General features: G+C 37.3%; 14 protein-coding genes. 1 reads left to right on the top strand and 13 read right to left on the bottom strand.

The window, feature by feature from the left end; translation table 11 throughout:
- Positions 1-320 precede the first annotated feature (320 nt).
- Positions 321-1,337: an AI-2E family transporter gene (locus FW754_RS13435; protein WP_419348027.1), complete on the top strand. Its 1,017-nt coding sequence runs from the start codon at positions 321-323 to the stop codon at positions 1,335-1,337.
- Positions 1,338-1,449: 112 nt separating this feature from the next.
- Here FW754_RS13435 and FW754_RS13440 read toward each other — a convergent pair whose 3' ends face one another.
- From FW754_RS13440 to FW754_RS13500, 13 genes are all read right to left on the bottom strand, one after another.
- Positions 1,450-3,147 (bottom strand): AMP-binding protein, encoded by a 1,698-nt coding sequence (locus FW754_RS13440; RefSeq protein ID WP_446324912.1) that lies wholly within the window; start codon positions 3,145-3,147, stop codon positions 1,450-1,452.
- Positions 3,148-3,402: 255 nt separating this feature from the next.
- The gene (gene rapA, locus FW754_RS13445; RefSeq protein ID WP_446324913.1) at positions 3,403-6,240 is read right to left on the bottom strand and encodes an RNA polymerase-associated protein RapA; all 2,838 of its coding nucleotides are present in this window, start codon (positions 6,238-6,240) and stop codon (positions 3,403-3,405) included.
- Between the two features lie 139 nt (positions 6,241-6,379).
- Positions 6,380-7,024, bottom strand: a complete 645-nt coding sequence (locus FW754_RS13450) for an RluA family pseudouridine synthase (protein ID WP_409512012.1) — start codon at positions 7,022-7,024, stop codon at positions 6,380-6,382.
- 285 nt (positions 7,025-7,309) lie between these two features.
- Positions 7,310-7,555 carry a phosphopantetheine-binding protein gene (locus tag FW754_RS13455; protein WP_419348034.1) on the bottom strand — a complete coding sequence of 82 codons (246 nt, stop codon included), beginning with the start codon at positions 7,553-7,555 and terminating at the stop codon, positions 7,310-7,312.
- A complete protein-coding gene (locus FW754_RS13460; RefSeq protein ID WP_419348036.1) occupies positions 7,528-8,010 on the bottom strand; it encodes a hypothetical protein in 483 nt (160 codons plus the stop codon). The genes FW754_RS13455 and FW754_RS13460 overlap by 28 nt, the downstream gene beginning before the upstream one ends.
- A 113-nt stretch (positions 8,011-8,123) precedes the next feature.
- Positions 8,124-8,579 (bottom strand): hypothetical protein, encoded by a 456-nt coding sequence (locus FW754_RS13465; protein ID WP_446324914.1) that lies wholly within the window; start codon positions 8,577-8,579, stop codon positions 8,124-8,126.
- A complete protein-coding gene (locus FW754_RS13470) occupies positions 8,518-8,769 on the bottom strand; it encodes a hypothetical protein (RefSeq protein WP_446324915.1) in 252 nt (83 codons plus the stop codon). Before FW754_RS13470 ends, FW754_RS13465 begins: the two co-directional genes overlap by 62 nt.
- 61 nt (positions 8,770-8,830) lie before the next feature.
- On the bottom strand, positions 8,831-9,247 hold the full coding sequence (locus FW754_RS13475) for a GlcG/HbpS family heme-binding protein (protein ID WP_409512015.1): 417 nt from the start codon (positions 9,245-9,247) through the stop codon (positions 8,831-8,833).
- Between the two features lie 87 nt (positions 9,248-9,334).
- Positions 9,335-10,633 (bottom strand): glutamate-1-semialdehyde 2,1-aminomutase, encoded by a 1,299-nt coding sequence (gene hemL, locus FW754_RS13480; RefSeq protein WP_446324916.1) that lies wholly within the window; start codon positions 10,631-10,633, stop codon positions 9,335-9,337.
- Between the two features lie 42 nt (positions 10,634-10,675).
- Positions 10,676-11,296, bottom strand: coding sequence for a thiamine phosphate synthase (gene thiE, locus FW754_RS13485; protein ID WP_419348044.1), 621 nt, complete (start codon positions 11,294-11,296; stop codon positions 10,676-10,678).
- A 325-nt stretch (positions 11,297-11,621) separates the two neighbouring features.
- The gene (locus FW754_RS13490) at positions 11,622-12,707 is read right to left on the bottom strand and encodes an enoyl-CoA hydratase/isomerase family protein (protein WP_446324917.1); all 1,086 of its coding nucleotides are present in this window, start codon (positions 12,705-12,707) and stop codon (positions 11,622-11,624) included.
- Positions 12,708-12,767: 60 nt separating this feature from the next.
- Complete coding sequence (locus FW754_RS13495; protein ID WP_446324918.1) at positions 12,768-13,541, bottom strand: enoyl-CoA hydratase; 774 nt, start codon at positions 13,539-13,541, stop codon at positions 12,768-12,770.
- 120 nt (positions 13,542-13,661) lie between these two features.
- Positions 13,662-14,795, bottom strand: coding sequence for an acyl-CoA dehydrogenase family protein (locus tag FW754_RS13500; protein ID WP_419348053.1), 1,134 nt, complete (start codon positions 14,793-14,795; stop codon positions 13,662-13,664).
- Positions 14,796-14,904: the final 109 nt, after the last annotated feature.

Here is a 14,904-nt window from a genome sequence, read left to right on the forward strand (position 1 = left end):
ATTTTGCTTCTGTGATTTTAAAACGTAAATAGTATTTATTTTTCATATTAGTAAACTACTCTTTATTTTAGATAAATTCACACTATAAACTGTTAATTTTTTTCATATCCCTAAAAATAAATACTTTTTTAAAATTCTACTTATATTTATCATTAAAGTATTGCCTTCGATTATAAATAACTCTCAATAAATTACCCAATCGAGTCATCAAGGTGCCAAATAAAACTTTATTTTAGTTAATTTTCTAAGGTAAATTTAATCTAAAAGTCTTATGATTAAAGCTGATTTTTCAGACCTACTGCATTTACGCAAACTGAAGCATGAATACACACCAAGAAAAATACAGTATTTATATTTCCTATGTTTTAATGTTCATCGTATTGATGGCATTAATTCCACTTCATTTACTCGCAAGTTTTTTTGCGGGTTTCGTCGTGTTTGAAATCATTAATAGTTTGGGGAATATTACTGAACGCTACATTGATGGGCAACGTGCGCGAATTTCAATTAGCGTGATTTTAGGTATTTTAATTATTACGTTCATCACGCTATCTATTACAGGTTTATATAGTTTTGTACAACATGATTTACAAGGTGATGGAATTACTTTGCTAAGTCAACAAGTGGATCAAACCTTACTGAAATTACAAGAAGAAATCGCTCAGTATATTCCTGGTTTTATTCCCTACACACTCAATGAATTAAAAGATCAAACCTTTGATCTTCTACGTGATAATTTATCTTTACTTAAAACTACAGGTACAGACGTTCTACACACACTCGCAACCATGCTCATTGGAACAATTATTGGCATATTGGTTTCGCTTAATCAATTACATCCTAAACATGAATATCCAATTTTTAAACGTGCATTGATTCAACGGATTGAGAATCTTTCTATTTCTTTTAAGAATGTTGTTTTTGCTCAATTTAAAATTTCACTCATCAACACCGCACTCTTTATTATTTTTGCACATATTATATTGCCTCTCTGCGGTATTCATCTGCCTTTTGCAAAAACACTGACTATTCTTACTTTTATCTGTGGGCTCATTCCTATTGTTGGTAATCTTATTTCCAATACCATTATTGTCCTTACAGGTTTAACCATTTCAGTCACAACAGCTGGAATTACACTTATTTATTTGATTTTAATTCATAAACTCGAATATTTTATCAATGCTCGAATTATTGGCACAAAAATTCATGCCGCATCTTGGGAAGTTCTTTTAGCCATGTTGGTCTTTGAATCGCTCTTTGGGTTAACAGGCTTAATTGTTGCACCCATCTTCTATGCTTATTTAAAATTAGAATTAAAAGAAGCAGGCATGATTTAACATCTTTTATTGTTACTCAATTTAAATCTAAGAATGTTTTATTCATATGCATGAAAAGCTCCCTCAGGAGCTTTTCAAGATCATTTATTTTCAATATAGATATACAATATAATCATGATTCCCAAACGACTTCCTGTTTCAGTGCCGCCCATTGGTTTAAAAATGGCTCATAATGACTTTCAATTTTATTACGCTTAATTTTTAAAGTGGGTGTCAGTAAATCATTTTCCATTGTCCAAGGCTCATTCACCACAACAAAAAAACTAATTTTTTCATGTGATTCAAGTGTCTCATTAATACTATTACGCAATAATTTCAATGAACTTTCAATCTCATTATTTTTACTATTTTCTTTTAGCTGATGACGAATTTCTTCAGGAAGCATAATAAATGCAACAGGTTGAGGCTGACTTGAACCACCTACACATACAGACTCAATAAGTTCATGATTCCCTAGTTTTTGTTCCGTTGGCACAGGCATAATATATTTCCCTTTCGAGGTTTTAAATATATCTTTAATACGCCCTGTAATTTTTAATCGACCACTCGCATCAATTTCCCCTAGATCACCTGTACGTAAAAATCCATCTTGAGTCATATCTTCTGCTGTTTTTTCAGGATTTTTATAATAACCCAACATCGTTCCCGGACTTTTAACTAAGATCTCACCATTTTCATCAATTTTGCATTCAACCTTCGGTTGCGCATTACCCACATAGCCTGCTGCAAAGTTTCCTTCCTGAGTGACATGAGAATAACCACAATTTTCTGTCATACCATAGACCTCAAGTAACTCTAAACCCAAATTGCGATACCATAAAATAATATCAGTGGGTAAAGGGGCAGATGCCGTAAAAGCATAACGAACTTTATTTAACCCCAATTTGGTTAATAACTTCTTTTTTAAAATTTTACCTAAGACTGGAATTTTAAAGAGTATCTTTTGTACATGTAATGGTATTTTTTCATTAATACCTAAATAAAACTTTGTCCATAATCTTGGTACTGAGAAAAATAATGTCGGTTGTGCACGATTCAAATCTTCAACAAAAGTTTCGATTGAATTTGCAAAATAAGCTGTAAAGCCACTTATCATTAAAGTACATTCAATAAAAATTCGCTCTGCAACATGCGCAAGCGGTAAATATGACAGTGCTCGGTCTGCTTCTGTTACTTGATATTTCGTTTGTAATTCACGAGCACCTGCAAGCAGAGTACCAAAGCTTTGCATCACCCCTTTTGGTAATCCTGTACTTCCTGATGTATAAATAATGGTTGCCAATTGGCTTGGCTCAGGCAAGATCACTTGATCAAGTGGGGCTGTATTTTCAACAATATCATCCCACTTTGGTGCATCAAACTCTGGTGCCAAAGCCAGACAAATACAGGTTAAATGTGCTGGAATGTGGTCTTTAACTTCATTCCAACTATCTGTTTTCCCATCTAACTTACCAATAAATAATACTTTTGCATCACTATGTTCAAGCACATAAGTTGCCCCTTCGGCATTCAATGTCGGATATAAAGGAACGGAAACATGCCCTGCCATCCATATCGCTAAATCCGCCATAATCCAATGTGCACTATTTTTTCCATAGATCGCTATCGATGTGCCTTTGGGTAAGTTCAATGACAATAAGTAAGTCGCCATACAGCGAACTTGCTGTGCGACCTCCATCCAAGTATATGAAATGACTTCTCCATTGGCTAAGGGCTGTACCAATGCCTTTTTATTGGGTAAGTTTTTTTCCCAATGAAGCAAACCATGCACATGACTGATATATACATCTGCGTTTTCCGTGTTTTGCATCTCATTCTTCCTTTATTTTAAGTTTTTTAAATCCTATTTTTGTCTTTCACCTGATTTATCACAAATCTAGTGTTTTCCTATGCAAATAAAATATGACATTTGCATTATGGATAGCATAAATTTGACCACTCTGTATAGATTGTTTTTTAACCTTTTTTAATTTATTCATAGATCGATATTGAATTTTTTCTCTAAAACCAAAAAAGCTCCCGAAGGAGCTTTTTATCCATAAATGAATTTAATTAAATTCGTTTATTATGGCTTAACAACAACTAGAACTTGAATCGCTTCAGGGGTTACAGATAGACCTTCAAGTAAACCTAAACCTTCTTTCTGCAATTTTTGTAAACGTATAATTTCATCTTCACGAATACTTGAGTTGAACTGTTTCAAGTACGTTAAACGGTCAATTTCATATTGCCATTTACTGCCATACATTTCTTTGGCTTGTTCTTTCAATTGTGGCAATGCACTTTTTGCGATGTCGAGTGCTTGCGCATAACGCTGTTCAATCACATCACGGCGCGCTTTAACAACTTGACGGCAACTGTTGCTGTCTAAATGACTAACATAAGGCGATAAAATTTCAGGGCTCAATTTTGTTGAAATATCTTGACCTGTCTCAGTCAATAACACTCGAATCAATTGTGTTGGCAAGCTTGAAGGCAAGTTCAAAGCTTTTGGTGCAACCACATCCACTTTAAACCACACTTCAAGCAAGACTGAACCTTGTTTTAAAGCATTGGTTTTTAAAATTGCAACATTGGTACTACCGAAAGATTGAGTGCGGATCATTTCCATTACGCTTTCAGTAAATGGATGCTCCAAAGTCAAATATTCTGCATCTTCACGAATTTGAGCTTGGTCACGATAAAACGTTACAGTCATACCATCTTCATCAAGATCAAGTCCTTGAACTTGCATTTGATCAGTTGGTTTAATGATGACCGTACCGTTACTTTGCTCATCAAAATCGATATTGGTCGATGCCATGAAACGCTTCATGAACATTGGCAATAAAGTATTGTCATCATAGTCTTCAAGTGCAGTCACAATTTCTTGTGCAACGATTGGACGACAAGAATTGTATTCGAGTAAACGGTCACGGCCTTCTTGCAATTCATTTTCAAGTGCTTGGCGTTGTACATTCACTGCTTCAAGCAATTCTTCAAATGCTTGACCTTTATCGGTAAGTAAACAATCTTTTAAATCAACAATAAAGTTTTCTTGTAGCGTTTGTGCTGTCGGTGAAATGCTACTGAAAATATTTAACGCTTCATTGTACCAACGGAACATACGCTCTTGCGCCGTACCCACCAAGTATGGCACATGAATTTGAATACGATTTTCTTGGCCAATACGATCTAAACGACCAATACGTTGTTCAAGCACATCAGGGTTGGCAGGTAAATCAAACAATACAAGATCAGATGCAAATTGGAAATTACGACCTTCTGAACCAATTTCAGAACACAGTAAAATCTGTGCACCATAGCTATCTTCTGCAAAATATGCAGCCGCTTGGTCACGCTCAAGTAAACTCATACCTTCATGGAACATTGCAGTACGAATACCCGCATGAATACGTAATGCACTTTCCAATGCTTCAACCACAGGACCACTACGTGCAATCAACAACACTTTCTTGTGTTTTAAATCGGTACGTAATTTTTCCATCAACCAGTTAACACGTGGATCTGTTTCCATCCACGAGCCATCAAGTTGTGTTTCTTCAGGCCACATTTGTTCACGTAATTTACCATCTTTTGACCAATTTTCAGGTGCAGGTAATGGCGCAGGTTGACAGTCACGACCAGGGAAACCTTGAATCGCTTCACGAGTATTACGGAACAATACACGCCCTGTACCATGACGGTCTAACAACTCATGAATGGCGCGGAAGCGCTGTTCGGGTTCATCGGTAATTGGATGACCTAATAATTGTTCAACAGCAGCCAAATGCTCAGCTTCAAGCGGGAAGTCAGACATCAACACTTCTGCAATTTTTGCAGTGTGATGATATTTTTCTTCTTCATCCAAGAAACGATCTAAAGAATTAAAACGTTGCGGATCAAGTAAACGTAAACGTGCAAAATGACTTTCTACACCCAATTGTTCAGGTGTTGCAGTTAATAACAATACGCCTGGCGTTTTTTCTGCAAGTTCTTCAACAAGGTCGTAACGATCGTTACCACCGTCTTCTTCACTCCACATCAAATGATGTGCTTCATCGACTACCAAAAGATCAAAACCGGCTTCAACAGCTTGTTCACGTAGGTCTTCATGGTCAATCATCAAATCGACCGAAGCAATAATACATTGTTCTGTTAAGAATGGATTGAGCTCAGGATCATGTTCTTTGATTGCCGCAGTACGAGTCAAATCAAACAATGAGAAGTTCAAATTGAAACGACGACGCATTTCAATCATCCACTGATATTGTAATGAATCTGGTACTAAAATCAGGATGCGTTCAGAACGACCTGTTTTGAGTTGCTGATGAATAATTAAACCAGCTTCAATCGTTTTACCTAAACCCACTTCATCGGCAAGTAAAACACGTGGCGCAAAACGTTTGCCAACTTCATGTGCAATATAGAACTGATGTGGAATCAAGCCAACACGAGCACCAATCATGCCTCGTAATGGACTATTTTGCATATTGGCTTGCATTTGCATTGCTTCAATACGCAAGTCATACCATTCTTTATAATCAATTTGACTTGCAAGAATACGGTCTAGCGGTTTAGACAACTGAATGGTCGCGCCAATACGGGTTTCATTTAAAGACTTACGTTCTTGCGTACCATCTTCAAGGGTACGAATCACATCATAACGTAATACACCATTACGGTCTTCTACATGTTCTACCGTCCAACTTGTTCCATCTTGATCGTGCAAGGTGTCATTGACGTTAAAAACAATTCGAGATAATGGTGCATTATTACGTGCATAGACACGTGTTTCATCACTTTTTGGGAATAAAATACTGATTGAACGTTCATCAACATCAATCAGCACCCCCAAACCAAGTTCAGTTTCTGTATCTGATAACCAACGTTGACCTATAGCGAATTGTTGCAATTTTTCCACCTTTATCTCAAATAGGACTGAAAATTATGGTTCAAATTAGGAGAATATTTGAACCATAATTTCATACCTTAATGCAATCTATTTTGACATAAAGCCCACCAAAAAAGGGCTTCATTTATAACTTTAAAATCGGTATGACTTAAAAAGGAACTGGACAATCAAAATGTACAGACTCCTGTGTTTCAGGATGATGAAAACTTAGCTGTGCTGCGTGTAAACACAGTCTTGGCATCAATTGTTGCTGTTCTGCTGTGGCATATAGGGTGTCGCCAATAATCGGATGACCTAGATATTGCATATGCACACGGAGTTGATGAGATCGCCCTGTAATCGGTGTCAATTCGACACGACTTACAGCTTGTCCCTGAATTTGAAAATTTTCGATCACTTTATAGTGCGTAAGCGCAGGTTTATTATGTGTAGGATCGGCAATATGTAAAGGTGGATGTTCAGGATCATAAATCACAGGCACATCAATTGTACCTTCGCCTTGAAGCGTTCCTGCAACAATCGCTTGGTAGGTTTTAGACGTTTGACGTTCTTGAAACTGACGAGAAATATTTTTTTGCCCCCAACGGCTTAAACCAAAAACCAAAATACCTGAAGTATCTCGATCAAGTCGGTGAATCAGCAGTGTTTTAGGTTCAACTTTTAATAGACGATTGATGACACAATCCTGTAATTCTTCTGTTTTTCCTGGAACGGTGAGTATACCTGGGGGTTTGTGGATGACCATAAAATCATCTTCACGATGTATCAGGTTTTCGGTTAGAAAATTACTCAAGGTTCAGTTCCGCTGATCGTAAAAACAAGCGAGCAATGATAAGAATGCTAGCCATAAATTACAATCAAAATTATCATTTTTATGCAATATATCTGCATATTTCAGCCGAATATAAAATATTCATATTTTTAGCACGTTTAATTCCGCTAATCTTCATTTCGAAATCTAATGATAAAACTCAATCGGATACTGAACTTCACTATCAATTTGCTCAAGCCAAGATACACATTGAATTATATATGCTTAAGCAAACAAAAATAATTTAACTTTATAAAAGTTAGCTAATTACTTTTTTAAAGTTTTAACTATTTTTTCTAATGTGCAATATGTGAGAAAATCTTCATAAGTTATATTTGCTCCATTGGCACGCCATAAAGCAATCAACGTGACCATTGCAACCGAATCTAAACCATAATCACGTAAATCTACCTCAGGATTGATGTCTAAAGGTGCAAGATCAAGTTGCTCCGCCACTGCCAATAAAATGCCTCGATCGGACAGAATCAGTTTTTTGGCGCACTCAAAGACCATAACCGAGTCAAAGTCGCTGTGTTTATGTGATGGATGCCTTGCCCTGTCCAAACATCCACACTTTGAATATGTTGTTCAGCAGTTGTCATCAGCACTGCATCATCCACCACACAAATTTGTTCAATCATACTCAATGCATGTTGAATCATTTGCTTCATCATTGGACTCATCTTGCCTGCAACCGTCAATTGAGCATGAGCAACAGATAAGTATTGCCCAAGTTGCATCATGCCATGTTGAGGTTCTGACTGACTTAAAAATATGATTGGAATATCGAGCGCTTGTGCTTTTTTACATAATTGATCAATCTGTTCAGCTAGTCGACTTCCATTCCATTCAATGTGTTGTTTAAGTTCATCTAGACCAACAATTAATAAAACACTGTGTGTCGATTGAACAGACCATTTGGCTTGAGTTGGTTGATATTGGATTTTCTTGGGAAATGGATAAAACATAAAACTGATTCTACTGAACCATCAAGAATGAACTCACTCTTGATGGAGATAAAAATATAAATACGTGATAACAACTTAGTCATTCATCGCTACGTGAGCAGCAGCTAAAAAACTTAATTCTTCAGCATGCGAAAAAAGTAACATTTAATATCATGATGTGTAGTCTTTCCACCTAATTCATGTGCAACGATATTCAACATGTCTAAATAATAACTATAAAATTCTTGATCATCAAACTTATCCCATTGACTCAAGGTAGGCTGAATTTTAATTTGAAAAAAATTAATTAGCGTATTTCGACCTTTAAGAGGTGGAAAATATTTTGCATCATCAATACTGTCAATAATTTGTAATGCATTTAACGACATTGCCACCCGAGCATCATAAATTGCATAGCGTGCAGGATCAATAACCGTCAAGGCTTTTGACCAAGATGCGATTCCTTTCGAGCCTTTTATAATTAGTTGTTCAGGAGATGTTTCTGTATATTTACGCAGTGTATCTTTACTATTCGCCTTTACACCACCCCCAATGATAAATATACCATTCAATAATCTTATACTTTTCATCAAATATTGTCGTAGCTAAATAAGCTTGATGTAATTTATGACGTAACTCAATATTTTGTTGATAAACATTCTGCGCTATAAGATTTAGTTGAATAGGCAAATGATCTAAACTCACTTGCCAAGTATAATTTTCATTTAAATGATCAATATTTTTTTTTGAAAATGCGAATAAAGACTGATAAAGATTCATTTATTCCCCTATCGATATTGTTAAAATAAAACAACTAAAAATATTTAATTGTATAAAAAATTTATTTTACTTGCGCTAAAAAGGTCTGAATTGCCCATTGTGCAATCGCAGCATCTTCAAAAGCTTTCACCCCTGAAACACCCACTGCCCCAACCAACTGTCCATCATAAAGAATCGGCTCACCGCCTTCCAACAAACCGACAAAGTTCGAAATTGAAAGAAAACCACTACGACCATTTTTAATCATTTCTTCAAATACTTTAGATGGCTTAGTACTTAAAGCAGAACACTTGGCTTTTTCTTGGCAAATTATCGCACTAATAGGTGCTGCACCATCCATACGCTTCATTGCCAATAGATTGCCTGTTTCATCGACAATCGCAATACTGACATTAAACTGCTGCTGAATCGCATATTGATGTGCTTGATTTAGAAGAAACTCAGCATCAGATAAGGTTAAATAATATTTAGTTTTCATTTTTAAAAATTCCTTTTATATTATAAAAAAGCTCGTAGTAAACTACGAGCTAATCTTAAATGAAATCAATATATATTTAATACACTTTTATTGTATTTTAGCAAAAACTTCTTTCGCCATTGCAATGGTAAATTCAATATCTTCATCACTATGTGCAGCAGAAATAAAGCCAGCTTCAAATGCAGAAGGCGCAAGGTTCACACCACGACTAAGCATACCATGGAAGAATTTACGGAAAGCGTCTACATCACATTTCAACATTGAATCAAAACTTGTGATGTCTTGTTGATCTGTGAAATATAGACCAAACATACCACCCACTTGTTGAGTTTTAAATGCGATACCCGCTTCATCCGCAGCATTTTGTAAACCATCAAGAAGTTTAGCCAATTGCGCAGTTAGGTTTTCATAGAAACCTTCAGCACGTAGATGCTTAAACATTTCAATTCCAGCACGCATTGCCAATGGATTACCTGATAATGTCCCCGCTTGATAGACTTTACCGAGTGGCGCAATGCATTCCATCACTTCACGTTTACCACCAAAAGCACCGACTGGAAGCCCCGCACCAATAATTTTACCTAAAGTGGTTAAATCAGGTGTTACACCATAATGTGCTTGCGCACCGCCTAAACCGACACGGAAGCCTGTCATGACTTCATCAATAATAAATACTGAACCATATTCATCACATACATCACGAATCGCTTGCAAGAAACCATCAATCGGTTTCACTAGATTCATGTTCCCTGCAACAGGCTCGACGATTACGCCTGCAATCTCTGAACCAAATTTGGCAAAGCATTCCTTTAATTTCGCAATATCATTGTATGGAAGCGTTAAAGTGTGCTTAGCAAAATCTGCGGGTACACCTGCAGAAGTTGCCTCACCTTCACCATTCGTCAATAAACCTGAACCAGCTTTCACCAAAAGCGAATCTGAATGACCATGATAACAACCTTCAAATTTTACAATTTTGTCACGACCTGTATAACCACGCGCTAAACGAATAGCAGTCATGGTCGCTTCTGTACCTGAGTTGGTCATACGCACCAATTCAATTGAAGGCATAATTTCACAAATCGTATCGGCAAGCGTAGTTTCATGTACCGTTGGCGCACCAAAACTTAGACCATCAACAGCCGCTTCTTGCACCGCTTTGATAATTGCAGGATGCGCATGACCTAAAATCATCGGCCCCCAAGAACCAACATAGTCGACATAACGTTTACCATCAACATCATACAAATATGCGCCTTTGGCTTTTTCAATAAAAACGGGCGTACCACCCACACCATTAAACGCACGTACAGGTGAATTCACACCACCTGGAATATGTTTACTTGCTTGTTTAAATAATTGTTCTTGCTTTGGAGATAAGCTCATCAATCTACTCAACTAAAATTCAATACAAAATAAAAATAGCGTTTAAGCGGTTGCTTTAAAAAGCTCAGACCACTCATCAATGCGTTCAGGAATATGATTCATTGGGCGACCTAGAATATCGCTAACCACAGCGCATAAGTCCGCACCTGATTCAATCACTAATTGTGAATTTTCTACCGTTAAACCACCAATCGCGCAAATTGGCACATTCAATTTGGCTTTAGCAAGTTGTAACGTTTCTAAACCAATGTTGCCTGCTTCAGGTTTGGTATCGGTAGCATAAATTGCACCAAATGCCACATAATTTGCACCATCTGCAATGGCTTGTTCGGCCAATTCAAGTGAATTATTACAGCTACGACCAATCAAAACTTTTTTTGGTAAACGTGCAACTGCATCTACAATTGAGCCATCATCTTGCCCTAAATGTACACCTACACCGTATTTTACCGCCAACTCTAGATCGTCATTAATCACGAAAGGCACTTTATATTCAGCACATAAGGCTTTCATATATTCCACTTCATAAATTTGATCTTCTTTTGCCACTTTTTTACGACGATATTGCAATACTGCAACGCCACCATTGGCAAAAGCACCTTCTAACTTGGCAAGTAAAACTTCTAAAGGATCATCATTGGTAATGAGGTATAAACCACGCATTGTCTTTCCACAGCTCAATTTCATGCTCTGAGTATACCGTTACCGACTCGAAAATGGGGGCATTTCCTCGATTTTCTATTAGCCGATCTACAAATAGAAACCTTTCCAAACATGAAAATAAAAATTGCAATAAAAACAACCCAAACAAAAAATTTGCTTGGGTTATTCGATCAATCTGAAATATTCATAGACTTACTTTACAAAGTCTTATATCAAAAATTTAAATTTTGCACTATATATGGCTCAAACAGTACGGATGACACTAACATGTATCCAAACACATTGAATGGCAAAATATAATTTTCATGTGACTGCGTAATATCGGTCATTCAACATGTTCAACCAGCTGTTTCTGTCCAACTGCGAAAACCGTGGCTAACTTTTTTTCAAAAGCAGTGTTATCCGTTTTCCATTGTGGATTTTTGTCTTTATCTATCAAAAGTGCACGGACACCTTCAATGAAATCACCCTGTTCTAGCCAGATGTCCTGCACATCACGTTCAAGCTTCATACATTTTTCAAGCGATAGACTTTGCCCAATTTGTTGTAATTTCAAGCTTGTTTGCATTGCCATTTTTGGACGTTGTTGAATGGCATGTAAAGTTTTTTGTGCCCATTCGATGTCATTAGGATATTTTTCATCAGCAAGACTTTTTTCAATTTCATCAAGCGTAGCAAAACCAAAATGCTTATTTAAACGCTCTGCCATGGCTTGCAGTTGACTAGGAGCAGGGTCGGTAATAAAGCCACCAATAATTTCACGAATACGGCGCTCATTCAGTGTTTGTGCTGAGCTCAAAGCAGTTTGTAATGTAGTAAACTGTTCACTCGGCACATGATAATCAAGTAAATCTAAGTAAAGTGCATCACTGCTACTGATCTGTTCACCCGTCAATGCCATATAAACACCAACTTCATCGAGGCGTGATAAAAAGTGCGTTGCACCGACATCAGGGAAGAAACCAATAATCGTTTCAGGCATCGCAAAACGTGATTTTTCACTGCTCACCTGAATATGACAAGCTTGAGCCAAACCAAAACCGCCACCCAAAACAAAACCATCAAGCATGACAATAATCGGTTTTTTATACTGTCGAATGTATTCGAGCAATGCATATTCTGCTGCAAAATAATCTCGATAATCATTTTCATCCGTTTGGAAACTATCGTACAAATAGCGAATATCACCACCTGCACAAAATGCCTTCGGACTATTTGAATGAATTAACACAGCCTGTACTTGATCTTGCTCAAGCCAAGTTTCGAGTTGTTGATAAATACCTTGCACCATCTCTATAGACAAAGCATTCAAATGCTTCACTCGATCAAGGGCGATCATGCCTAACTGCCCCTGAATTTGAATACTTAAATCATGTTCTGATTTTGCTTCATGTTGTGTCTGAGCGTTCATAATTTATTCCTGACAGCATGTTGATGCGTTCATTTTTAATTTTTTATCATCATTGAAACTTTACTGATGCGTAAACTTTGCTGGACGTTTCTCCACAAATGCTTGCATACCTTCTTTTTGGTCAGCACCTGCAAAAATTGAATGGAATACACGGCGTTCAAAACGTAAACCTTCCGCTAAACTGACTTCAAATGAACGATTAATCGATTCCTTAATCATCATGACTGCAGTCAATGATTTTTCAGCAACTTTTTCCGCAACCAATAGTGTTTGTTCAAGCAGTTCTTCTTTGGCAAAAATACGCGCGACTAAACCACTTTGCTCTGCTTCTTGCGCACCCATTTGCCGCGCGGTCAAACACATTTCCATGGCTTTAGCTTTACCAATCGCTTGCGTTAAACGCTGTGTACCACCCAATCCAGGTAATACGCCTAAAGTTACTTCAGGTAAGCCAAATTTTGCATTGTCTGCACAGTAAATAAAGTCACACATGAGTGCCAATTCACAACCACCGCCAAGCGCATACCCACTCACCGCGGCAATCAATGGTTTACGGCGCTGTGCAATGCGATCTGCAAGACTAAAAAAATCATCTAAATAAATTTGTGGAAAATGAAGTCCTGCCATTTCCTTAATATCCGCACCTGCGGCAAAGGCTTTTTCTGAACCGGTAATAACAATACAGCCAATGCTTGTATCACGTTCAAGCTGATCTAGTGCTTGATTAACTTCTATAATCAATTGATTATTCAGTGCATTTAAAGCTTGTATTCGGTTTAAGGTAATCAAACCCACACCATTTTTTTGTTCAAGTATAATTGTTTGCCATTGCATAAAAATATCCTTATCTATCACTGTGTTTCTATCTATTTGAAAGCGGTTTTATTGATTTTTTATGCTGATGCCTAAGTGCTAAGCATCATATTCATTCAGTTTGATATTTTTTCAGTTTGCTTAATTCGCCATGCTACGTGCAATCACAAGACGCTGAATATCACTTGTACCTTCGTAAATTTGGCAAATACGGGCATCACGGTAAATACGCTCAATTGGGAAATCTTTTAAGTAGCCATAACCGCCAAAAATTTGTAGCGCTTGTGAGCAGACACGTTCCGTCATTTCAGATGAAAAAAGTTTCGCCATAGACGCTTCGGTTAAACATGGCTCACCTGCTTCTTTTTTACGTGCTGCAAAGTGGACTAACTGACGTGCCGCTTCAATTTCTGTTTTCATACTGGCTAAACGAAATGAAACTGCTTGTTGCTCAAAAATAGTTTTACCAAAAGCTGTACGTTCATGTGCATAACGAGTCGCTTCTTCTAGTGCTGCACGTGCCAAACCCACTGCTTGCGCTGCAATACCAATACGACCGCCTTCCAAATTTGCCAAGGCAATTTTTAAACCTTCGCCCTCCGCACCTAGACGCATACTTTCGTGCACACGTACATCGGTCAATGCAATTTGACAGGTATCCGAAGCATGTAAACCTAATTTTTCTTCGACACGAATGACTTCATAACCCGTTGTATTACGTGGAATTATAAAGGCACTCATACCCTTTTTTCCTGCACTTGGGTCGGTCACGGCAAAGACAATAATCATGCCTGCATTATGCCCTGAAGTAATAAACTGCTTCGCCCCATTAATAATATAGTGATCGCCATCTTTTACCGCACGAGTTTTAATCGCTGCCGCATCTGAACCTGTATGTGGCTCTGTCAATGCAAATGCACCTATCATTTCACCGCGCGCCAAAGGCATTAAATATTCTTGCTTTTGTTCTTCTGTACCAAATTTTAAAATTGGTACGCAGCCCACAGAGTTGTGTACGCTCATAATGGCTGAGGTTGCACCATCGGCTGCGGCCACTTCTTCAAGTGCCAAAACATAGGCTAAAGTCCCTGTACCCGAACCGCCCCATTCCTCAGGAACAAGCATGCCTAAAAAACCTAACTCACCCATTTTTGCCAAAGCATCTTTCGGAAATATGCCTTTTTGATCCCATTCACCTGCATTTGGCTTAATTTGTTCTTGTGCAAAACTTTTTGCCATGTCCTGAATCAGTTGTTGTTCTTCCGTTAAATGCATCGCTTTCTTCCTATAAACAAACGTCTTATTTCTAACTTGCTTAACCTTAAAATTTAAATCATTAACTTTAAATAGTGATGATTTAAAAAGATTTTACAGATGAATCTTA

Source organism: Acinetobacter sp. 1207_04 (assembly GCF_052850415.1).